This is a genomic window from Arthrobacter sp. ok909 (assembly GCF_900104405.1).
Lineage (GTDB): Bacteria > Actinomycetota > Actinomycetes > Actinomycetales > Micrococcaceae > Arthrobacter > Arthrobacter humicola.
In genome coordinates this window covers 1-22,654 of record NZ_FNJS01000011.1, presented here as the reverse complement: position 1 = coordinate 22,654, position 22,654 = coordinate 1, and the positions used below count along the sequence as shown (strand labels likewise).

The following is a 22,654-nucleotide window of genomic DNA, read 5'->3' as shown; positions in this document are numbered from 1 at the left end:
TAACCGATCCTGTTCAGCATTCCCGGCAGCTCCGGCCACCGCTCGCGCACGCCGGCGGTCTGCCGTGTTCGCGCAACAAGGGCGCCGTCACGGGACCCCGTTGCCGTCGAAGCAGAGGCAACGCCGCTGCAACCATGTTGTGTTCACGTCCGATATGGTGATCACGCCGTGCGGGGACATATTGCCGGTCTGCGGCTGGCCCTGTCAGTGCGCCGTGGTCGGCGGGCGATGCGCACGCCGGATCGATGCGGGTGGTGCTCCTGGGGCCGGTGTTGGTACGACCCGGTTTCATTCGGGGATCCCATGCCGCCGGCTTCTCCCCGCATCCAGGCTGCGGAACTCGGCCCTGGACGCAGCCACCGGCTGCCGATCGGCCGGCACTGCATGCCTGGGCAGATCCTTATCCCGCTGCACGTGCTCCACAGGGCGATCGGGACTTCCCGCGTTGCATTACCCTCTCAGGCCCGCCGGATGAAGAACAGGCACCCGACCGGAAGCGGCGATTCCGGTTGGCCGTCGGCGCGCCGCTATGGACTTCCAGGATGACCGCCCCCGGCCCCCACCGTCACGGGTATCCGGCCCCGTCCTGACGCCTTGTTACCCGGAATGCGCCCATGCAGAGGCCCCCGTCCTGTGGTGTTTCACAGGCACCGGGAGGCCCTTCGCGCGCCGGCCTTATCCGGTACCGGGACAGCAGAAAGGTCCGGGGGAGTACTCCCCGGACCTTTCCACTCAACGCCTACTTGATGACGAACGGATTCGACGTATCCGGAGCCGTGGAAATCCAGACTGACTTGACCTGGAGGTACTCCTTCATGGCGTCAATCCCGCTTTCCCTGCCCAGACCGCTGCGCTTGTATCCTCCGAAGGGGGACGTGAAGCTCACCGCACGGTAGGTGTTGACCCATACTGTGCCGGCCTGCAGGTTTTCCGAGAGGCGGATAGCCCTGCCAATGTCGCGTGTCCATACTCCGGCGGCCAGGCCGTAGTTGATGTCATTCGCAATGGACAGTGCGTCCTCTTCGTCGTCGAACGGGATGACCGCTAGGACAGGGCCGAAGACTTCTTCCTGGGCGATGCGCATCTCATTGCGAACGTTCGTAAAGATCGTTGGCTGGACGAACTGTCCCCCCGATGCGCCCTCCCCGGTGTAAGCGGCGCCCCCCAGAACACATGTGGCCCCTTCGCGCCGGGCGATGTCGATGTAGTCGAGCACCTTCTCAAACTGAGGACGGGTGGTCACGGGCCCCACATGCGTATCGGGCAGCATAGGGTCCCCGATCTTGGCTTGTTCGGCCAGTGCCACAACCCGCCGGACGAAATCGTCGTGAATGGAGCGCTGGACCAACAGCCTCGAGCCGGCAATGCACGTCTGACCGGTTGCTGCGAAGATGCCGGAAATAACACCGGCAGCAGCGGCATCCAGATCCGCGTCCTCAAAGACGATGTTCGGGGACTTTCCGCCCAATTCGAGCGAAACATGCTTGAACTGGCTCGCGGCGTTCTCGTAGATCTTCTGCCCGGCTGCCTCGGAACCGGTGAAGGCCACCTTCACAATATCCGGGTGACTGACCAACGGGGCCCCGACGTCCTGCCCGAAACCCGTGACCGTGTTGACCACGCCGGGCGGGAACCCCGCCTTTTCGAAGAGTGTCATGAACTCCAGCGTTGACGCGGAGGTGAATTCCGAGGGTTTGATGACCACGGTGTTGCCTGCCGCCAAGGCCGCCGGCAGTTTCCACGCCAGAAGAAGCAGGGGAGAGTTCCACGGCGTAATCATGGCGATCGGGCCGAGAGGCTCCAGCCGGGTGTAGTTGAGGATGTTGGGCTTGTCGCTGGGGATGACTGAACCCTCGATTTTGTCGGCCAGACCACCGTAGTAGCGGTACCAGCCGGCCATGTAACGGGTCTGTGCGGCCATCTCCGCGTAGAGCTTTCCGTTGTCGCGGACCTCAATGCGGGCAAGGTGTTCGCTGTTGGCCTCGATGAGATCTGCCAGATCCATGAGCAACTTGCCGCGGTACTGGGGCTTGGTCCTGCTCCAGCTTTTGAAGGCCCCCGCAGCAGAAGCGACTGCCCGGGACACGTCGTCCGGGCCGCCTTTGGCGATCCGTGCCCAGACCTCTCCGGTGTACGGATTGACCGTATCGAAGTACTCCCCGTCCTCGGGTCCGGTGAAGGCGCCCGCGATGTAGTGGTCGTACTGTGTCAGGCCGTCACTATCTTCGAGACGGCTGATCAAATCACTGCTCTGTGCTGTCATGGCTGTTTCATCCTTTGCTGAACGGGAAAGACCGGACCGGGTTAACCGACGGGTCGGACGATGGTTTATGAACGCGCCAATCCGTCCGCGACGATTCCGATTCCTTCGTGGAGCAATTGATCCTCGATGGTCAGCGGGGGAAGGAACCGGATGACGTTTCCGTAGGTTCCGCAGGCGAGGAGGATGACCCCGTTTTGGTGGGCGTACGTGACCACCTTGGACGTCAGTGCCGGATCGGGGCTCAGGGTGTCCGGGTCGACAAGCTCGATGGCAATCATCGCTCCCCGTCCGCGCACCTGGCCGATGCGGGGGTCGGCCCCCTGCAGCGCGGTGAAGCGATCAGTCAGGATGTCCCCGATCTGCCGGGCGCGTTCGAGCAATCCGTCTTCTTCGTAGGATTCGAGGGTGGCAAGCGCTGCTGCGCATGCGATCGGGTTGCCGCCGTATGTGCCTCCGAGGCCACCGACCTGGGCAGCATCCATCAGTTCAGCACGCCCCGTGACTGCGGAAAGCGGAAGGCCGCCCGCTATACCTTTGGCCATCGTGATGAGGTCGGGGACAATGCCTTCGTGGTCAACTGCGAACCACATTCCCGTCCGGGCGAAGCCGGACTGGATCTCATCTGCGATGAACACAATCCCGTTGCGCTCCGTCCATTCCCGCAGTGTTGGCAGGAAGCCTTCGGCGGGAACGATGAAGCCGCCTTCTCCTTGTATCGGTTCGATGATGATGGCGGCAACCGATTGGGACCCGAGCTCGTTTTCAATATGCTCGATCGCCCGGCGGGCAGCTTCCTGCCCGGTGAGTCCGCCATCGCGGTAAGGGTAGGATCCGGAAACGCGGTAGATCTCCGGGGCGAACGGGCCGAATCCCTGTTTGTAGGGCGCGCTTTTAGCGGTCAGGGCCATGGCGAGGTTGGTGCGTCCGTGGAATGAGTGTTCGAACGCCACGATGGCTTGGCGGCCTGTAGCGTGCCGGGCTATCTTGACGGCGTTTTCCACCGCTTCCGAACCCGAATTGAACAGGGCGGTGCGTTTGGTGAATTTTCCGGGGGTGATCTGGTTCAGCTTCTCTGCCACCGCGATGTAGCTCTCGTAAGGCACCACGGTGAAGGCCGTGTGCGTGAAGCGGTCGAGCTGATCGCGCACCGCACGAACCACGCGGGGGTTTGAGTTGCCGACGCTGGTGACGGCTATCCCTGAGCCCAGGTCAATGAAGGAGTTACCGTCGACGTCCACTAGCGTTCCGCCACCTGCCACATCCGCGACGATGGGCAAGGTGTGGCCGACTGACCGGGCGACTGCCGACTCCTTACGCTGAAGAATTTCGCGCGAGCGGGGGCCCGGGATCCCGGTGACGAGCCTGCGTTCCTGAATGAGCTCAGTGTCGCCGACGGTGATGTGTGCGGTCATGGGGCCGCCTCCTTCGTAATTGGATCTTTCGCTGGTGGTTCGTGACGTTCACGGGTCAGCGGGTGAGGACGCAAGAGCGTGGGTAGTTACCCGAATAAGGTATACGGTATACGGAAATCCCATGTAAGCCAATAGCCGGTAGGCTGTGAAAAACAGGAAAGTGGCGGACACCGTGAAGAAAATTGAGTTTGCTCGTGAGACGCTCGCTGACGCTGCCTATGCGCAGATCGCTGAGGGCATCCTGACGCAGGATCTTGGTCCGGGCACCAGGTTGCTGATGGACGATCTGGCAGCCCGTTTGGGGATCAGCCGGACGCCGGTGCGCGAGGCCTTACATCGCCTGGAGATGGAACGGGTGATCGAGCCCGGAGGTCGCCGTGGCTACATTGTGCGCAAGCTGACTGATGCCGAGCTGGACAAGCAGTACGCTGCCCGCGGTGCTATCGAACCCTTCGCCCTGGCGGAGGTTGCGCGGCGCGGCGGCGCGGCGGCGCAGTATGTGAGGTCAACGTTTGAGGAGCTGGTCTCGGCCCCGCAGACCACCGCCATGGAGGTCTTCCTGGTCAACAAGGCGATTCACCGATGCACTGTGGAGGCACTGGACAATGAGTACCTCCTGAGTATGTTCGACGTGATTTGGCAGACGGCTATGGCCGCGCATGTCTGGGCCGACATCCTGGAGAGCCGTACTTCCGTTGACTTCCCCGAGCTGCATCGCCCCATTGTGGAGGCGGCCGAATCCGGCGATCCGGAATTGGCGAGCAAAGTCGCCCATGAGCACATTCTCGCCGGCCGCGGGCTGCACGCAGTCCACACCGTGTAGCCCGCCCCCGAAGGACCGGGCTACACCAAGGGGGTCTAGGCCGACATGTCGATCATGACTGCTTTGGACCTCGTGTAGGAAAGGACACTCTCACGGCCGAGCTCACGGCTGTTTCCGGATTTGCTGTAGCCTCCGAAGCTCTGTGCGGGATCGAGCCGCCCGTGAGTGTTGACCCACACCGTGCCGGCCTTGAGTGCCTTGCTCATGCGAAGGGCTCTGGAGACATCCCTGGTCCAAACGGCGGCCGCAAGGTCATAGGCTGAATCGTTCGCGAGCCTGATGGCTTCTTCTTCCGTGCGGAAACGGAGCACGGAAAGAACCGGGCCGAAGACCTCTTCCTGGGCAATCCTCATGTCGTTCCTCACCTCGGTGAAGATGGTCGGCTCGACGAAGTATCCCACCTGGTCCAAGGCCCGCCCTCCAACGCTGAGGTGTGCTCGTTCGGAACGTGCGATGTTGATGTACTCCTGGACTGAGATGTACTGGTCTTTGGAGACGAGCGGGCCCACGTCAGTGTCGGCGTGCAGGGGGTCACCGACCCGCAGGGTCCTGGTTTCCCGGGCCAGCGCCTCCACGAGTTCGTCGTAGACGTCCTCATGGACAAACATTCTGGTGGGCGCCACGCACACTTGGCCGGCGTTTTCCCACATGGCTTCCGCTGAACCTCGGGCGGCCGCTTGGATGTCAGCGTCAGGAAAAACGATGTTCGCACTCTTTCCGCCCAGTTCGACGCTGACCTTCTTCATCTGCCGGCTGCCTGCTTCGAGGATCCGGCGGCCGACAGGGGTGGACCCCGTGAAGGAGATCTTTACAACGTCGGGATGATCCACAATCGCCTGCCCTACGGTGCGCCCGGGCCCGGTAACTACGTTGAGGACTCCCGGGGGCAGGCCCACCTGGCGGGCGAGGTCGGCCAAAAGCAGTGTTGAGTAGCTGCTGACTTCGGCGGGCTTGATAACCATCGTGTTGCCGGCGGCGAGGGCAGGGCCGATCTTGTGCGAAGCCATCACGAGCGGGAAATTCCAGGGCGTGATGGCGCCGCAGACACCCAGAGGCTCTATCTGGGTCATGCCGAAATAAGGTTGGCGGACGGGGTTAATCGAACCTTCGAGCTTGGTGGGCCAGCCGCCGTAGTATCGGAAAACGGCCGCCACTCCGCCCACATCGTCCAGTGCCTGGGAGATGGGTTTACCCATGTCCAGTGTTTCCAATTCCGCCAGCTGCTCCCGGTTGGCGTCCACGGCGTCCGCCAGATCGAACAGGAACTGGGCGCGGGCCGCTGGGCTCACGCCGCCCCATTCCTTTGAGGACAGGGCTGCACTGGCTGCGTCCACGGCGGAGTCAACATCCTCTGCCGTGCCCGAAGCGATGGAGCCGAGCACTTCCTCCGTCGCCGGGTTAATGGACTGGAAGGTGGCCCCTAACTTGGCTTCACGATCTGTGTCGGCGCCAATTCGAAGCCCCTGCGCCCGCTCGATGAAGGCATGGGTTGCGGCGGAGATCCTGTGTGAGGCCGCCGGAAGTACTGCGTCGTATGTCATGGCTTTCCCTTTATTGGCAAATGAGTGTTGTTGGATCAGGCGTACGTCAGACGGACCGGCAGTTCCTTGATTCCGTGTGTGAGGTTGGACCGAAGCCGGTGCACCTGGCCGTCAATTTCAATCGTCTCTACCCGTTTGGCAAGCTCGCGGAAAACAATCTGCAGCTCCAGCCGCGCCAGGCTGTTGCCCAGGCAGATGTGGGGCCCCCCGCCGCCGAACGCCACATGCGGGTTGGGCTTGCGTGAAATATCGAACGTGTAGGGTGCATCGAACACAGTCTCGTCCCGGTTCGCCGACGCATACCAGATGATGACTTTGTCCCCGGCCTTGATCGCCGTTTCACCGATCGTGGTGTCAACCAGCGCCGTCCTGCGGAAATGATGGATTGGGGTAGCCCACCGGAGCACTTCCTCAACCGCGGTGTTGAGGAGGGATGGGTCTTCCTTGAGGCGGCGGAACTGGTCCGGATTTTGGGCGAAAGCAAGGAGCCCATGGGAAAGCGCCATACGGGTGGTCTCATTGCCGGCTACCACCAGGAGGGAGAAGAAATTGTCCAGCTCGCGCGTCGTGAGCTTGCGCCCGTTGAGGTTCCCGGTCATGAGCAGCGAGAACACGTCGTGGCCGAGGTTGCCGTCCCTGCGGTCGCGCAGGGCATCCGCATACTTCCAGATGTCCCTGCCGGCGGGGCTGGAGAACGGGTAGCCGCTGTTTTCCTTGACGTTTTCAGGGGAGTCAGCCGTGCGGGGAGCGTGGTCAGGGTCCGCACCTGCAATCATTTCATCCCCGAGTGCCTTGAGGTAGGCCCTGTCCTCGGTCGGAACCCCGAGCAGCTCGCCGAGCACAATCATCGGGATGACTGCGGCCACGTCGGCCACCCAGTCGAAGCCGGGCCGCGAAAACGCCTGATCAAGCGTCTTCTGGACCAGCTCTTCGACAAAGCCAACCCATTCCTTGTGGACGTTGCCGGGAGTGAACCGGGGGGACAGGACTCGCCTCATCGCTGTGTGCAGGGGCGGATCGGTATCGATCAGGGTCTGCCGCGCCAGCAGGTCCTCGTGCCCGATGTCTTCACGGGTGGTTCCCCCCGTCTCGGACGAGAATTGCTGGAAATTGCGTGTGACGGCGACGACGTCGGCATAACGGGTCACCGACCAGTAGCCCGGACCGTCTTCTTCCTCGATCCAGCGGACAGGGTCTTCTCTTCTGGCCGCGTCGAAGTACTCGTACGGGACCCCATCCTCGAAAGCATGGTCAGAAAGTGCGTCGTGGCTGTGCACTTGGGTTTGGCTCATGATGCGTCTCCTTGGTGATGCGGCCAGATCTAAGGTATTTGCGCATACCGTATACGGTAGCTTAGTGATCGTCTGCCTGGCCACTGTTGCCATTGTTTTGTTGTCCTCCGGGCTCAGCCCAGAGGGATGTTCGCTATGAATTCCTTGAGCAGGGCCTGTTGGGCGAGGTCCGAAGCCACGGTGTCCTCGGGGTGCCACTGCACCGCATGGATCCAGAACTGAGCTCCCTGAAGTTCCAGCGCTTCGACGGTGCCGTCGTCGGCCCAGGCTGTGGCCAGAAGGCCCGTCCCGAGATTCCTGACTGCCTGGTGGTGATAGCAGGAGACCTGTGGGTTTCGGGCGATCGATGACGTCAATGAGCTGGCATCGTCGAGAGTAATAGTGTGGATCTGGTTCATGTGGGGGGTGGGAAGGTGCTGTTCCAAGTCGCCGCCCAGGGAGACATTCAAAATCTGCATGCCGCGGCAGACGGCGAGGGTGGGTACCTTGTTTTCCACCACGTACCGGGCAACGGCGAGATCAAACCCGTCCTGTAGGTCGTCCCCGGCGTCGGACTCCGCATGGTCTTCTTGCCCGTAGCGCCAGGCGGCTATATCCCCGCCTCCCGGAAGCAGCACGGCGTCAGCGAAGGCCAGCCGCTGCGTGACCTCCTCATAGAGCGCGTCTGCTGATGTTCCAGGATCGGCGACCGGAAGCATGGTCACCGGCTCCCCTCCGGCCTCGTAGACGCCCTTGATGAGTGCGTGAGCGTTGACAAGTGCCTTGTACCTCAGCGCAGAGGCGTTCTCGGAAAATCGGCCCGGTACGGCAATCAGGGGTCTGCGACGCTGTGTCTCCACTTTTCCGTCCGTTCAAAAGAATCTGGGTGCTCAGCGCACCGATCGATAGCTGTCTGTTTGGTCCGTCAGCCCAGAAAGCGAACTTTTCGGCACCAGGAATTACTGTGCGTTCAGGAACCAAGCCAGCAGTTCCTTGGTGTTACGTTCGGCGGCCGGCTCGTGCGCCGCCCACCCGCGTCGGAAGTCGTTGACGGCGAGGATCCCCTCCAGCTCGTGGCCGCCGATCCTGATCCATTCCTCCATGAGCGCCCCGTCGGCCTCCGGGTGGAATTGAACTCCGATGGAGCGGTCGCTCTGGAAAACCTGCGGAGCGATGGCGGTCCTGGCCAGCACGTCGATATGCTCGGGCAGTTCGACCTTGTCGCTGTGCCAGGAGAACCACGGCCCGGGCGCTATCGGACAGGTGTGTCCCGGTTCGAAGGTGATCAGCCCCGCTTCGATCCTGTCGGCGCGCACAGTGCGGCCGCCCAGGCTCTCGGCAAGCAGCTGGGCGCCAAAGCAGATCCCCAGGAAAGGGATCCTATGGCGGTGGAGCATCGAGATGTACTGGATCTCCCGGGTGATCCACTCCTCTTCAATCTCGTAGATATGGCCGAAGGAGCCGAACGCTATGACGGCGTCGAAGTCCCCAGAGGCAGGGAAACGGGGGTTGATTGTCCGGGTACCGTCCTCGTTGACGGAGAACACTTCGTGCGTTTGGATGACATGGCCGGCGTCGAGCAGCGCGTGGCCGATGATGCCGGTGTCGGTGGAGGACGTCTGTTCGTGCGTGATGAGGAGTATGGTCTTCGCCGCGGAACTCAGCTCTCCCATCAGAGAATGTCGTGGTAGCGGTTGAACTCCCAGTCCGTGACGTGGGCAGCGAAGGCAGCCAACTCGACCCTCTGCATCGCGCAGTACGTGTCCACGAAAATCCCGCCGAAAGCTGCCTTAGCGAACGGGCTGCCGGAGAACGTGTTCACGGCCTCAGCCAGCGTTGAGGCGACCCTCCGGAGAGAGGGATCGGTGTGGGGATCGCCCGACGAAACGGGCTGCAAAGGCAGATCATTCCGCAGCCCGTCCAAGCCGGCGCGGAGGTAGCCTTGGGCCACCAGGTAGGGGTTTGCGTCCGCGGCGGCCCAGCGGACTTCAAGGCGCGTTCCAGGACCGGCATCGGTGATGCACCGGACACCCACCATGCGGTTGTCCAGGCCCCAGCACACCTGGGTCGGGGAGAATGAGTAGTCCACAATGCGCTTGTAGTCATTGACAGTCGGAAGTGCGATCGCCTGAAGCTCCAGCTGATGCGCCACAAGCCCGCTCAGGTAGCGGCGCATGACCTCCGAGTGCACCGGGCCTTCCACATCTTTCGTCGAGAACACATTGATTCCGTCGCTGTTCCAGAGGCTTTGATGCACGTGGAGTCCGCTGCCGGCGCCCCCATTGATGGGTTTGGCCATGAAGGTGGCGTTGTACCCATGTTGCCGTGCCACCTGGCGGACGATATGGCGGAAGAGAATCGTGTTGTCCAGCATCGTGATGGCGTCGCCGTATTTCAGGTTGATCTCAACCTGGGACTGACCGTATTCGACGTTGCTGGCTTCGACCGTGATCCCGGAGGCCGTGAGCGCGGCACGGATTGCGCCGACGACCGGTTCAAGTTCATTTGCCCGGTCCAATGAATAGCAGTATGACTTGTCCGAAACGGGCTTCCAGTCGCTGGTAAAAAGATGGAATTCGAGCTCCGTGGCCATGTCCACGCGGTAGCCCATCGCCTCGAACTCCTCGAGCGTGTCCTTCACCATGCCCCGCCCGTCCATGGCAATGCGCTCACCGGTCTTGGGATCACGCATGTCACACATGACCGTCGCCATGCCCGTTGTCCATCCGGCCACCCGGAACGTGGGAAGGTCGGGCACGGCGTGCATGTCCGGATATTCGCTGTCCTCGGGCGCCCACGGCGTGGGGTGTATGTCGCTGCGCATGTCCCAGGAGAACGCCACCTGCGCAATGGAGAATCCGGCTCCTGTCAGGAACTGTTCCAGGGGCAGCATCTTGCCGCGCGGCAGTCCCCACGTGTCTGTGAAGACGCATTCGACGGTATGGATGCCGTTTTCCTGCGCGATCCTTGCACAGTCCTCCAAGGTTGACGGCGATGTCAAAGCGTTGGGGTTCATGAGGTTCCTCGATCTCTTACTAGATATTCGATATTTGATCAGTGTAATCTAAGTCACTAGGTAGCGTATCCCGTATACCAAATATGAACGGAGATCCTCTTGAAAGCAATAGTCGTGAACGGGCCTCACTCCCCACTGGAACTCGTGGACCGGCAGATCCCGGTTCCCCTTGGGCCCGAGGAGGAAGTGATCCGGGTTCTGGCTTGCGGCGTCTGCCACTCCGACCTGCACGTGGCCGATGGTGATTTCGGCGGACCCTACCCCGTGGTGCTGGGACACGAAGTGGTGGGAGAACACCCCGAACTGGGCCGCGTTCTCCTCTACGCACCGTGGGGTTGTGGCCGGCCGGAGTGTCGTCAGTGCTCATCAGGCTTGGAGATGATCTGCCCGAACGGCCGCGAGGCGGGCATAGTCTCCGACGGCGGCTACAGCGAATATATGCGGGTTCCCAGACGCGACTACCTCATCCCCATCGGGGATATGGATCCGGCCTCCGCGGCACCGCTGGCCTGCGGCGGCCTGACAGCCTTCCGCGCGGTCAAGCGGGCGCTGCCCCACCTCCAGGGCAAGAACTCACGGGCGATCGTCATCGGGGCAGGCGGCCTGGGGCAATTCGCCATTCAGTTCCTCAAAGCCCTCACCAACACAGAGCTGACCGTCGTGGACACGTCAGCCGAAAAGTTGGACGCGGCCAGGAGCCTTGGGGCCGACCTGACATGCGGCGCCGACGGGCTCACCGGCAAATACGATGCGGTTATCGACTTTGTCGGAGCAGACGCGACCATGGCCGCTGCGGCATCGAGCATCGACCGGCAGGGCATCATCATCGTCGTCGGCCTGTGGGGCGGCCGCATCGATTTCGGGGTGGGAGTCCTTCCCAGCGAAGCAGTTCTCACCACGAGTATCTGGGGAAGCCTTGATGAGCTCAAGGAACTTCTGGAGTTCGCCCAAAACCATCCGCTGCAGCACACAGTTGAACCCATCCCGCTTGACCAGGCCCAGCACGCCCACGACCTTCTTCGCTCTGGCGGCATCAAGGGCCGCGCTGTTCTGGTCATGGGATAGGTCTCCCCTCCATATATCCGTACATCAATCGCTAAAGAACACAAGGAAGTGGACTAGCAAATGACGTCACCAGAAGAAATACTGACGATATCCCCAAAGCCCGCAGAGGAGGGCAAAGCGCCTGACAACCAGTTGCATCGGAACTCCATGGGAGTTGCCGGGATCGTCTTCTTTGTCGTCGCAGCGGCCGCGCCCATTGCGGGCATGACAGGACTCGTCCCGAGCACCATCGTCATGGGCAACGGCGCAGCCGCTCCGGGCGCCTTTCTCATCGCCGGCATCATGCTTCTGTTCTTCGCGGTCGGATACGCGACCATGAGCCATCATGTAACGCACGCAGGGGCATTTTTTGCGTATGTCGGCAGGGGGTTGGGTGCGCCGTGGGGTGTTGCCTCCGCGTTCGTCTCGGTGTTGTCATACTGCCTGGTTCAGACCGCCATTTACGGATTCTTGGGCGCGACCGTGTCCCAGAAAATGGCATCTCTTGGGCTTGACCTGCCGTGGTGGTTTTATTGCCTGCTGTGCATCGGCATTGTGCAGATCTTCGGCATCCTCAACGTCGACCTCGGCGCCAAAGTCCTGGGGGTTCTTCTCACGCTGGAATTGGCGTCGATGGTCGTCACCGGGCTCGCAGTCGTCTTACACGGCGGGGGTCCCAACGGACTGGACTTTGCAGCGTCGTTCAGCCCTGTAAACATCTTCCAGGGAGCCCCCGGAATTGCTTTTGCATTCGCCTTCGCAGGATTCATCGGATTCGAAGCCACCGCAATCTACGGCGAAGAGTGCCGCGACCCGAAACGGACCGTTCCCCGGGCAACTTACACAGCGGTCATCATCATTACGTTGATCTTCGCCCTGACGTCCTTCGCCATCATCTCCGGAGCCGGGTCCGCAAACATCGTCAACAAGACGGTCGAACTCACAACCCTCGGTGGCACACCCTTGGCCGACCCCGCGCAGCTCCTGTTCTCGGTTGCCGGGCAGTACGTTGGACCCTGGATGCCGGAGCTGATGAGCTGGCTGCTTATCACCAGCCTTTTCGCCGGCGTTCTGGCCTTCCACAACTCAGCCACCCGCTACTTCTACGCAATGGGCCGCTCCGGGCTGCTGCCAGCCTCGCTGGGCACCACTGGCCGGTTCAAGACCCCGGTGCGTGCATCGGTGCTACAGACCGTGATCGGTGCCGTCACCATCGTGGCCTTTGCTGTCGCCGGGCTGGACCCGGTCGTAACTCTTTTCTACTGGTTCGCCATCACCGCCATTCTGGGACTGACCTTCATCCAGGGACTGGTCTGCGTCGCAGTCATCCGATTCTTCAGGGAAACCCGAGCGGACACCCGCGTCTGGAATACGTTGATCGCACCCCTGCTGGGTCTGGTGTCGATCATCGTGGCCGAGTACCTCCTGCTCTCACGTTTTGGACTCATCAGCGGGACAGCAGGCGCGGACAGCCCGGAATGGGAAATGAATGCCACCGGATGGTGCCTCGTCGCCCTTCCCTTCGTCACCTTCGTGATCGCGCTGGCCTACGGCTTCATCCTGGAGCGCAAGAAGAGCGACGATGAGGTCCTGCACGAGTTCGTCTCCTAATGCAGGGATGCGGGACGACTCACGGCACCGTCCCGCATCCCCGCCAGTCAAAAACACCCGGGCCGACATCACTACCGGCGCGGCGCTGAAATACGCTGTGTCAATGACACCCGCCCCATACCCCCTGCCGCGCAAAGTGCACCCTCGTCGGAACCTTCGCGAAGAGGTGGCAGAAAGTCTGCGCAACGGAATCCTCACGGGCGAATTCAAGCCAGGCAGCCGAATTGATCTGGGCACTGTCGCTGACGAGTGGGGAGTCAGCCCGCTGCCTGTACGGGAAGCGCTGATAGCTCTCGAAAGCGAGGGCTTGGTCAAGTCATACCCGCGCCGAGGACACTACGTCCAGGCGCTGCAGCCCGAGGACATTATCGACCACTACGAAATCTTCGGAAGAGTAGCGGGAATGGCGGCCGCTCGTGCCGCCAAGAGCTTGTCGTCGGAACAAATCCACGAGCTCGAATCAATCAACGAGGCCATGCGTGCGGGGGAGGACCCAAGAGAGCAGGAAGACTTCAACTTCCAGTTCCACAAGATCATCAACAGCACGGGCAGCTCCCGTCGCCTGATTTCCGTGATCCGCATCCTATCCAAAACCATGTCCCTACGCTTCAGTGAGATTGTCCCCGGCTGGGAACAGCGGGCAACCGACGAGCATGACGAGATTCTGGACGCGCTCCGCCAGGGCGATGCCGAGGCTGCCCGAACCGCCATGGAAAAGCACCTGTCAGTCAACGGAGTCCGAGCGGCGGAAGCACTGCAACGCGTGAACTTCTTCCCAGAGGTCTAACCCAAGCAGCGGCGATGAAGCTCCTCCACGCCACCTCCGGCTCAAGGGTCACGGCTGCCCGACCAGATCTTTAGCCCGCCTGCCCAAAATCAGGAGAAGACCATGTCCGTAACCGGCAGCCAACTCCGGCGAGTCAAAAACTGGACTTCCGTCGTTGGCGCCAGAGGAGCGGAAATAGTCCAACACGGACAAACCATGGCGACCGGCACCATAGACGCTGTCACGAACGACGGAGCCATCCTGTGGGTTCAAGATGGCAGCGGAAGGCGGAGGTTGTATGAACGGTGCGAGTCCATTGAAGTCTGGGGGGCTTGCGATGATGTCGGCCCCAACTACCGAGTCAGTAAAGCTGATTCCTGATCCGTATGCCGCCCCGATAGATGGCTTGCGGCACGTACGAGCTGCCGGAGCGCTACTGGTTGGTCTGAACCGCCCGGTCAGCGATCCGGTTGAGGGATGCTGCGATGCTTGACAGGAGATCCGAAAGAGCGCCTTTCCGTTGCACGGCAATGGTGTGGATCACAGACGAGATTATCCATGCGACGCAGACCGGAAATGAGGTCGGTAAGCCCCTCCTATCCGCGGGCAGCCATGTCGGCACGGGCGCATAGGGACTCAAGGCGCGGGAATGAGTTGCCCAGAATCAACCTCTTTCGATTAATTCAGCCGCACCGATAACGGATCTTTCGTCAGGCTTGAGGGAGAGTGTCCGTGTCCGGACATCGGGGAGTTCCCCGGTGACGGCAGCCGTGGCGCAGAAGCCCCGGGGACCAAGACCGCGAAGGCGGCCAGGCAGGGCGGCAAGGCAAGACCCTGGAACGCGACGGATTCGAACGCTAGCCGGCAGGCTCCCTTTCGGCCACGAAGCCACCCTTTGCGTCCTGACTTAACGGGATCGCGGGCCGGATCGGACCCAATTGTCCAAAGCACTTTGGACAATTGGGGGAGGGGACCGCATCCCCGGTCTGGCCGCGCCGCGTGACAGTTTGACTACCACGGCCGTCGCTTGGTGCTGAGCTGCCGAGGTAGTGTTGAGATTCATGAGATTCACAAGATACACAAGGATTCATAGGAGCTGGTGTGGAGAACCCTTTTCGCCCCACAGCGGGAGCAACACCGCCGGACCTTATCGGCCGCGGGGGAGTCCTCGATGAGTTCGCCTACGGACTCCGCATAGGCTCCGGAGCACCCGGCCTGCTGACCATTTTCACCGGCGCCCGGGGCATCGGCAAGACCGTGATGCTCGGCGCGGCGGAAGATCTCGCGCTTCGCAGCGGCTGGGCGGTCATTTCCGAAACAGCCACTCCCGGATTTATCGGGCGAATCGGGGAATCCATGCGCCGGCTCACCGACGACCTGGGAGACGGCCCGACGGGACGCCGGGTCACGGCGGTATCCGTGGCAGGCTTCTCCGTCACCACCCAACTCGCGCCCGAAGAACAGGTCGACTGGCGCGCCCGTGGCGTGGCCCTCCTGGGGCTTCTGGCCACGAGAGGCACGGGCTTGATCATCACGGTCGATGAGATCCACGCCGCCGACAGGCCAGAACTGTCCAGACTCGCTGCCGACGTCCAGCACTTCATCCGCGAAGGGCTCCCCGTCGGGCTCGTATTCGCTGGCCTGCCGGCCGCCGTGTCGGACCTGCTCAACGAAGGTGTGGCCACCTTTCTTCGACGGGCAGACCGCATCGATCTCCACGCCGCATCCATCGCCGAGGTCGAACGCTCCTTCTCCGAAACCTTCAACGGAGCAGGCATCACCCTGAGCCCGGAGCTGGCCAAAGAAGCAGCAGCGGCCACTGGCGGCTATCCGTTCCTCATCCAGCTCGTCGGCTACCACCTTTGGCAGGAAGCCGAACGAGCCAATGGAAGCCTGGACGCCGCGGCGGTTGACCGGGCAGTCATCGCTGCCCGACGGCGTAATGAACGCATGGTCATTGAGGCCGCACTGTCCACCACCTCCGCCAGGGACCGCGAGTTCCTCCACGCCATGGCGGAAGACCCCGGACCGTCCGCAACCCTGGACATAGGCAACCGCACCGGTATGCGACCCAACGCCGTCGGTAACTACAGGACGCGCCTCATCGACGCCGGCCTGATCGAGGCCTCCGGCCACGGACGGGTGAGCTATGCCATCCCGGGACTGCGCGAATACCTCGCCACCCATCCGAACAGGAACTAACGCCACCCTGGCATTCGGCCTGCCCGCAGAGCCCACCATTTGTCCGCCGGACACCCGGGCTGGACGGACGCGCAGGGGGTACGCACACCACATGGTTAACTCGAAGGATCCAGAACTCCACCCGGATTCCGATCAGGCCTCCGACGCGGGGCAGCTATTGAGCGCCGAGAGCCCGGAAAGGTAAATGACCCGCAACAACCGCCGGTCGTAGCGTCTGGGCCGATGGTTGTTTCCGCTGATCTCTCCAGAGTCCCGGGGGTGCCGGAGCCAGCCCGACAAAACCCGCTAACCGGTCGGCGGACTGGAAGACGGTAAGGTCTCCACCGGTGGCGCCAAGAAATTCAGCGGCGTGGACAGGTCCGAAGCCGGGCATGCTCAATTCATATCTCTAATGGGTAGTGACCAGCCAGGGGTTGGTTGGCAGACTGCTTTCCGGACCGCCGTGCGTGGCTCCATTCATATCTGACCCGCCTGCGGTGTCTTATAGACGACCTGTCCGCCCGGCGGCCCCGGGAGCAGCCGGCCCACTCCGATGGCTTGATAGAAGGCTGTCCGCTTCGCCCCAGGGGTGCTGCGTGACTCGTTAGAGATTTGCCTCAGGGTGATCCTTCCGGCAGGTTCCGATCAGACCTCTTCGGGCAGGAGCAAGCATATGGTCATCGGCGCAGAGCAGCAGGCACACTTCGTCGGCGTGGACACGCACGCCAATACCCACACGTTTTCGGTCCTGGCCGCCTCGACGGGGGCGGTGGTCGGGACCGGCACATTTCCCGCCACCGGGGCAGGCATGAGCCGAGCGGTGGAATGGATCCGCCACCGCACCCAGACCGGAAACGTCCTGGTGGCGATCGAGGGGACGAGCTCCTACGGGGCGCGGCTGACGCGCCTGCTCGAGGTGGAGCGCTTCGCCGTTTGCGGGGCCAGACCGCCCCGGCGGCAATCCCGGCACGCCCAAGGCAAGTCCGACGCGATCGATGCCGTCGCCGCCGCCCGGACCGTCCTGGGAACGGCCACGGCCGAACTCATCAGTCCCCGGGCCGAGGGCCTCAGGGAGGCACTTCGGATCCTGTTGGCCGCCCGACCCGACGCTCGATGGACACCCAACGGACCGGCGCACGCAACGCACCGACCGCCCTGTTGCGGACCATCGATCTGGGAATCGACGCACGCTCGCCACTGACGCCTGCCCAAATCGCGACCGCCCAGGGCTGGCGGCCCAGACACAGCGACGGTGCCGCCGCCGTTGTCGCACGGGCCGAGGCGCGGCGGCTCGCGGCCGCCGTCATCACCCTCGGCGCGGAACTCGAAGCCAACCAGAAGGCTCTGGCCGAGCACGTCGACCGCATGGCCCCCGGCGTTCTGGCCATCCACGGGGTGGGCCCGGTGACTGCCGTGATCATCCTCGCCGCCTACTCCTACCACGGCCGGGTCCGTTCCGAAGCCGCCTTCGCCGCTCTCGCCGGCGCGAGTCCCATCCCGGCATCCTCGGGCAACACGAGCCGGCATCGGCTCAACCGCTACGGTGACCGGCAGCTAAACCGAGCACTGGACGTTATCGCCCGGACCCGCAGCCTCACCGACCCCGCCATCCGCGCCTACATCGAGCGGCGCGCCGGCGAAGGCAAGAGCCCACGGGAAATCCGCCGGTGCCTCAAACGCTTCATCGCCAGACAGCTCTTCCGCCAACTCCAAACACTCATGGCTTGACTGGCCGTCATAGAAGGGTCGTCTGGAGCACGCAAGCGGCGTATCAACTGACCTGGACGCTATCTACGGCACCTCCGACGACGGCCACTAAACGGGAGCGTCCACCGCCAAACTGAGGCGGTCGATCCCGTGCATGGCGTCTGCCGCCCTGACCAGGGTCAGGTGTGAGAAGGCCTGGGGAAAGTTCCCGGCCATCCGATCTTCGTCTGTTGCGTACTCCTCGCTCAGCAGACCAAGCTCGTTGGCAAAGCCCACGAGTCTGTCCATCAAAACCTTTGCGTCGGCGTGCCGGCCCGTGCGCGCGTACTGCTCCACAAGCCAGAAGGAGCAGGCGAGGAAAGGATGTTCACCCGGATCCAGGCCGTCAACGCCAGTTTCTGTCCTATAGCGCAGCAACAGCCCGTCGTCGGTCAGGAGTTCCTGTTCCAGCCGTGTGACTGTGCTGAGCATGTGCTTGTCGTTGTAGGGCAGAAACCCGACCTGGGGCATAACGAGCAGGGCCGCGTCTGTTTGCTTTCCGCCATAGGTCTGCGTAAAGGAATTGATGCTGCGGTTGAAGCCCTCGCGCATGATCTCTTCCCGTAACCGGTCGCGGAGTTTCTCCCACTTTGCAGCATCGCCAGGTAGTCCGTGGATCTGTAAGGCCCGGATCCCGCTGTTGAAGGCGGCCCACATCATCACGCGGGAGTGGGTGAAGTACTGCGCTTCGCCGCGCATCTCCCACAGGCCGAAGTCCTTGTCATCGATGTGTTTTTCGACGAATCCCAGGAGTGCCTGCTGAAGGGCCCAGGAGAAATGGTCTTCCTTGCCTCCGGCCATACGCAGTCTTTCCAGTGCCACCATTACTTCGCCGACAACATCAGCCTGGAACTGCGATACGGCCGCGTTTCCAATCCGCACGGGCTTGGAGTTTTCGTAGCCGGGGAGGTGAGCCAGTTCGCGTTCAGGGAGTTCCCGTTCTCCCCCCACCCCGTACATGATCTGCATTTGCTCGGGATCGCCGGCGAGGGCCCGAAGAAGCCAGTTGCGCCACTGCAGCGCCTCCGTTTCGTAGCCGTGGGTCAGCATTGATTCCAGCGTCAGAGCCGCATCGCGCAGCCAGCAGTACCGGTAGTCCCAGTTCCGCGGCCCGCCGAAATCCTCGGGCAGGGACGTAGTGGGCGCTGCGACTATGCCGCCGGTTTCAAAATGCGTCAGGGCTCGCAGAACCAACAACGAGCGCTTTACCGCATCCCCATAAACGCCGTCCTGCCGGCAGTGACTTCCCCAGCGGCTCCAATAGTCCGTGACTTCTTCCAGGGCGACATCAACGTCAGTGGCTGGGGGCAAGGGGCGGTGTGAGGGGAACCACGTCAGTTCGAAATCAAGCTGCTCGCCCTTCGAAACGAGGAATTCGCCCTCGTGCCCATGCGCGTGGGCATGCGGAAGATGAGGCCCCCTCAGTGCGAGGGCATCCGGACCGGCCATCGCCAACAGGACCGGCGCCGCCGTCGGCTCGTGGTCGCGCACCCGGCTCATCCAGGGCAAGACCGTTGAATAACCTGGCCGGATCCGAAGCTCCTGGCGCATTTCTACGCTGCCTTCCACACCGGTGACACGCCGGACAAGGGATGACCCACTGTCGCCCAGCGGCATGAAATCAGTTACTAAGACGGATCCGCTGCCGGTCTTCCAGATGGTTTGCAGCACAAAGGTCGAGTCAATATAGCGCCGATCGACAACGGCAGCGTCGGCTTCGCTGGGCGCCAAGAGCCAGCGGCCATGCTCATCAGTGCCCAGGATCCGGCTAAAAACGGACGGCGAGTCGAAGCGCGGGAAACACAGCCAGTCCACGCTGCCGTCCCGGGCTATGAGAGGCCCAGTCTGAAGGTCCGATAGCAACGCATAATCCTCGATGGGGGAAGCCATGGTCCCCACTCAACCACATTTTTTTCAACCGGGTTAGGCCCGTTTTCTCTCCAACCGGACCGGACCGGGCCGGCACACTGACAGCCTCCAAATCGGGGATCTGATCAGCCCTCACCGGACTACCTACCAAAAGGGGTGGTTCAAACCATCCAGAAATAGCGTTTCGCCTACCTACCGATGACGGGACGATTGATGACAAGCCCACCTCCGGCGAAAGAGGAAAAAAGCAGTTCCCATCCCAGCAACGCATGACCCAGCGAGAAAGACTGAGCGAAATGACACGAGAAGAAGCCTACGCACGGTGCCCCTCGGATTCGTATGTGGAATTTTATGGCGGCCAATGGCTGGTGGTCCCACTTGCACCCGTCCAGCAGCCCGCCTTCTTCACGTGCCTGCCGGGCGAACGCCGCGGCACCCGCCGTTGATCGCAGGCGCAGTTCGTCAGACCTCCGCCGCAGGCGCCGTACGTCGCCCGGGCAGCTTCCAGAATCTCGTTCTCGGTAGCCGATGGCCGGCGGTACGCGATGTTGTCCCGGATGGTCCCGCCGAACAGCTACGTATCCTGCAGCACCATCCCCAGACGCCAGCGGAGCTCCCGCCGCGGCAACGAGGCGACGCCCACGCCGTCGCGCGTTATCCGCCCCCAGCTCTTAGAACCCCATCATCAGGATCACCAGCGTAGTCTTGCCCGCGCCGGTCAGTCCCACAACCGCCACCGTCCGCCCCGGCCCGGCCACAAGAAACAAAGAGGAAATCAGCGGGAGAACTAGTGGGAGCCTCAGGCGGGGACCTTGGTGTCGGAACGGTCGGCATCGGACGTGGCGTCCGCCGGCAGGGACTTCAGCCCGGATGCGCAGCCAACGATCCCGACGATGAACACCACCTTCAACAGGCTGAAGGGTTCGACGCCGGTTATCAGGGCCCAGCCGACGGTCAGGGCAGCGCCTATTCCTACCCAGACGGCGTAGGCGGTGCCCAGCGGGATGCTGCGGATGACCGTGCCCAGCCCGATCATGCTCAGGGTGGCCGTCACGGCAAAAACCACGGTGGGGAGGGGAACTGTGAAGCCGTTGGACAGGCCGAGGGCTGTGGCCCACACGGCTTCCAGCACGGCGGAGCCAAGCAGCAGCAGCCAGGCTCGTGAACGTTGGCTCATTGCGCCACCATCTTCAGTCCGACCACGCACGCGGCGATGCCGGTGAGCAGCAGCAGGCGCGCCGTCGTCGGGCGTTCAGCTTTGGTGAGCATCGCGTAAGCGGAGGTCAGTATCACGCCGACGCCTACCCAGACGGCGTAGGCGGTGCCGGTGGGGATGGTCTGTATGGCGAAGGCGAGGCCGGCCATGCTGGCGAATACGGAGGCCAGGAAGAGGAGAGCGGGGGCGATGCGGCGCCTGCCGGAGCACCGGAACGTCCGGTGCAGGGCAGCGGCCCAGACGGCTTCCAGTGCCCCGGAGGAGATGAGGATTAACCACGACATGACAGATCCTTTGGCCACGCCCGTAACGCCCGACGGCGGGTGGCCCGGGCGGTGGCCAGCCTCACCGCCGGAATGCCCCGGCGCAGGACAGGAAGAACAAAGCTGGTGCTAGCCGGCAACTGGGCCATGGCTGACGCATCAAAGCCCGCCAGTCTCAAGATTAACCTCCCATTGGTTGGTACCGGGACCTCCCCCAATGCGAAACGGAAGGCCCCGGGCTGTGTTGCGCACTCAATCCGTCTCAGGTCCGGTGCAGAAGAAGCACTCCCCGGGTTCGAGGCTTGAGTCGCAAGTCTTTTCGATGAGGTGTTCATCGGCATCATTTAGCGCCACGCTTACGGTTCGTGTATCCATGGCCGCTACTTTCTCGCTTGTGAACGCATCGGGCGGCAGCGCCCAATCGCCCGGCCAACCAGGCAGCGGATCCTGCTGCTGAAGGAGTGGACCGCAGCGCCCATTGGTGATCAACACTTATGCCATGGTGGCGAACATGAGGGCCATGATGGCGGCGCCGAGGGCTTCGAGGCTGTGTTGATTTCGGGGGGAGTGGTTTGGGGCTGTTTTGTTGCGGGCTGTGGTTGCCGGTTTCCGGTTGCGCAGTAGGAGGGCGATGAAGACCAGTGCCGCGGTAGCGAAGATGATTGTCAGCGGGATGGCGAGATTGGGCAGGTGATCGAGGGTCGCGGTGGCTGTGGTGGGGGTTGAGTGGCGCATTGCGTGGTGGGTGTTGGGCAGTGGCATGGCGTCTGCGGGGCCCGTGGTGATGTGTCTTGTCATCATGGTGATCATGAGGGCGGCGCCGGCCATGCTGAGGCTGTGGTACAGGCATTTCAGGCGGCCTTGGCTGCCGGCGCAGAGTATTTTGAATTCCGGCCGGGCGACCGCCTGAATGATAAACCAGAGGGCTGCGCCCGTGAGGACTGCGATCTGGGCCAGCATGGTCGAGGGCGCGAGGTTCCACAGCATGGCCGCCATCAGGACGTTCATGAGGGCATGGAGGCTGTTGTTGACCCGGCCGGTGAGCTGGTGTGGCTTGGTGGCCTGCAGGAGGTGATAGCTTCCACTGAGCAGCAGGACGGCTGTGAGGGTCCAAGTAATTGCGGGGATATTGAACACGCGGATCACACTCTCGCTACAGGGTTGGGTTAGGTGCAGGTCGGTCCCCGGTGCTGTTGTTACACCACCGAGGACCGCCTGTTTGAGGGTTGTTCGTTTCCAGCTTTAGGTCATGTGCCTGGTTCTTGGCTTTCCCTAGAGCTGGGCCGGGTTTATTTATCGGTGGTACAGCATGTTCCGGTGTCGGTTGTTTCGGTTCGGTTTTCGTTGCTGGGCAGGTTCAGGGTGGGGTTTTGGTCGAAGAAGCCGTGGGGTTCGAGCATGAAGCCGATGTTCTGGCGGGGCATGACGGGCCAGTCTTCGAGGCGGACGACGTGGTGCATGCCGAAGGTGTACCAGACGACGAGGTCCTGGTCGACGATGTTGCGGTCCTTTTGGGTCCAGATGTGCAGGCCGTCGTCGGCGCCGGTGGCCTGGTTGGGGAATTCGCCGGCTGCGAAGCGTTCGGTCCGGTCGTAGGCGGTGACCCAGAGGTTGTTGCGGGCGAACTGGGCT

At 62.5% G+C, this 22,654-nt stretch carries 17 protein-coding genes and 4 pseudogenes; 6 read left to right on the top strand and 15 right to left on the bottom strand.

What is annotated here, in order from left to right; translation table 11 throughout:
• Window positions 1-739: 739 nt before the first annotated feature.
• Window positions 740-2,263: an aldehyde dehydrogenase gene (locus BLR03_RS10800; protein WP_091252452.1), complete on the bottom strand. Its 1,524-nt coding sequence runs from the start codon at window positions 2,261-2,263 to the stop codon at window positions 740-742.
• 65 nt (window positions 2,264-2,328) lie between these two features.
• On the bottom strand, window positions 2,329-3,675 hold the full coding sequence (gene gabT, locus BLR03_RS10795) for a 4-aminobutyrate--2-oxoglutarate transaminase (RefSeq protein ID WP_091252450.1): 1,347 nt from the start codon (window positions 3,673-3,675) through the stop codon (window positions 2,329-2,331).
• A gap of 172 nt (window positions 3,676-3,847) precedes the next feature.
• On the opposite strand from gabT, the gene BLR03_RS10790 reads away from it, so the two are divergent.
• Window positions 3,848-4,498, top strand: a complete 651-nt coding sequence (locus BLR03_RS10790) for a GntR family transcriptional regulator (protein ID WP_175460495.1) — start codon at window positions 3,848-3,850, stop codon at window positions 4,496-4,498.
• 35 nt (window positions 4,499-4,533) lie between these two features.
• On the opposite strand, the gene BLR03_RS10785 is transcribed toward BLR03_RS10790, so the two are convergent.
• From BLR03_RS10785 to BLR03_RS10765, 5 genes are all read right to left on the bottom strand, one after another.
• The gene (locus tag BLR03_RS10785) at window positions 4,534-6,039 is read right to left on the bottom strand and encodes an aldehyde dehydrogenase family protein (protein WP_091252448.1); all 1,506 of its coding nucleotides are present in this window, start codon (window positions 6,037-6,039) and stop codon (window positions 4,534-4,536) included.
• Window positions 6,040-6,074: 35 nt separating this feature from the next.
• Window positions 6,075-7,331 (bottom strand): cytochrome P450, encoded by a 1,257-nt coding sequence (locus BLR03_RS10780; protein WP_175460494.1) that lies wholly within the window; start codon window positions 7,329-7,331, stop codon window positions 6,075-6,077.
• Window positions 7,332-7,444: 113 nt separating this feature from the next.
• Window positions 7,445-8,170, bottom strand: coding sequence for a gamma-glutamyl-gamma-aminobutyrate hydrolase family protein (locus BLR03_RS10775; RefSeq protein ID WP_091252445.1), 726 nt, complete (start codon window positions 8,168-8,170; stop codon window positions 7,445-7,447).
• 99 nt (window positions 8,171-8,269) lie between these two features.
• A complete protein-coding gene (locus tag BLR03_RS10770; protein WP_091252443.1) occupies window positions 8,270-8,983 on the bottom strand; it encodes a type 1 glutamine amidotransferase in 714 nt (237 codons plus the stop codon).
• Window positions 8,983-10,326 carry a glutamine synthetase family protein gene (locus BLR03_RS10765; RefSeq protein WP_091252442.1) on the bottom strand — a complete coding sequence of 448 codons (1,344 nt, stop codon included), beginning with the start codon at window positions 10,324-10,326 and terminating at the stop codon, window positions 8,983-8,985. The genes BLR03_RS10770 and BLR03_RS10765 overlap by 1 nt, the downstream gene beginning before the upstream one ends.
• Before the next feature lie 99 nt (window positions 10,327-10,425).
• On the opposite strand from BLR03_RS10765, the gene BLR03_RS10760 reads away from it, so the two are divergent.
• The 4 genes from BLR03_RS10760 to BLR03_RS10745 all read left to right on the top strand — a co-directional run bounded on the left by BLR03_RS10760 (window position 10,426) and on the right by BLR03_RS10745 (window position 15,949).
• On the top strand, window positions 10,426-11,391 hold the full coding sequence (locus BLR03_RS10760; RefSeq protein ID WP_091252440.1) for an alcohol dehydrogenase catalytic domain-containing protein: 966 nt from the start codon (window positions 10,426-10,428) through the stop codon (window positions 11,389-11,391).
• A gap of 60 nt (window positions 11,392-11,451) precedes the next feature.
• Window positions 11,452-12,981: an APC family permease gene (locus BLR03_RS10755; protein ID WP_091252438.1), complete on the top strand. Its 1,530-nt coding sequence runs from the start codon at window positions 11,452-11,454 to the stop codon at window positions 12,979-12,981.
• A 166-nt stretch (window positions 12,982-13,147) separates the two neighbouring features.
• Entirely contained in the window at window positions 13,148-13,768 is a 621-nt protein-coding gene (locus tag BLR03_RS10750; protein ID WP_175460493.1) for a GntR family transcriptional regulator, read from the top strand.
• Between the two features lie 1,080 nt (window positions 13,769-14,848).
• Complete coding sequence (locus BLR03_RS10745) at window positions 14,849-15,949, top strand: ATP-binding protein (RefSeq protein ID WP_091252435.1); 1,101 nt, start codon at window positions 14,849-14,851, stop codon at window positions 15,947-15,949.
• 159 nt (window positions 15,950-16,108) lie between these two features.
• On the opposite strand, the pseudogene BLR03_RS10740 reads toward BLR03_RS10745, so the two are convergent.
• Window positions 16,109-16,325: pseudogene (locus BLR03_RS10740) on the bottom strand (transposase); the annotation flags it as partial.
• A gap of 276 nt (window positions 16,326-16,601) precedes the next feature.
• On the opposite strand from BLR03_RS10740, the pseudogene BLR03_RS10735 reads away from it, so the two are divergent.
• A pseudogene (locus BLR03_RS10735) lies at window positions 16,602-17,656 on the top strand (transposase).
• Window positions 17,657-17,743: 87 nt separating this feature from the next.
• On the opposite strand, the gene BLR03_RS10730 reads toward BLR03_RS10735, so the two are convergent.
• The 7 genes and pseudogenes from BLR03_RS10730 to BLR03_RS10705 all read right to left on the bottom strand — a co-directional run.
• Window positions 17,744-19,564: a glycoside hydrolase family 15 protein gene (locus BLR03_RS10730; RefSeq protein WP_091252433.1), complete on the bottom strand. Its 1,821-nt coding sequence runs from the start codon at window positions 19,562-19,564 to the stop codon at window positions 17,744-17,746.
• Window positions 19,565-20,027: 463 nt separating this feature from the next.
• Window positions 20,028-20,325, bottom strand: a pseudogene (locus BLR03_RS24910) (ATP-binding cassette domain-containing protein); the annotation flags it as partial.
• A gap of 17 nt (window positions 20,326-20,342) precedes the next feature.
• The gene (locus tag BLR03_RS10720; RefSeq protein WP_091252430.1) at window positions 20,343-20,720 is read right to left on the bottom strand and encodes a DMT family transporter; all 378 of its coding nucleotides are present in this window, start codon (window positions 20,718-20,720) and stop codon (window positions 20,343-20,345) included.
• Entirely contained in the window at window positions 20,717-21,043 is a 327-nt protein-coding gene (locus BLR03_RS10715; RefSeq protein ID WP_091252428.1) for a DMT family transporter, read from the bottom strand. The genes BLR03_RS10720 and BLR03_RS10715 overlap by 4 nt, the downstream gene beginning before the upstream one ends.
• Before the next feature lie 231 nt (window positions 21,044-21,274).
• A complete protein-coding gene (locus tag BLR03_RS23950; RefSeq protein ID WP_139184520.1) occupies window positions 21,275-21,514 on the bottom strand; it encodes a hypothetical protein in 240 nt (79 codons plus the stop codon).
• The gene (locus tag BLR03_RS10710; protein WP_139184519.1) at window positions 21,515-22,159 is read right to left on the bottom strand and encodes a DUF5134 domain-containing protein; all 645 of its coding nucleotides are present in this window, start codon (window positions 22,157-22,159) and stop codon (window positions 21,515-21,517) included.
• 152 nt (window positions 22,160-22,311) lie between these two features.
• Window positions 22,312-22,654: pseudogene (locus BLR03_RS10705) on the bottom strand (tyramine oxidase); the annotation flags it as partial.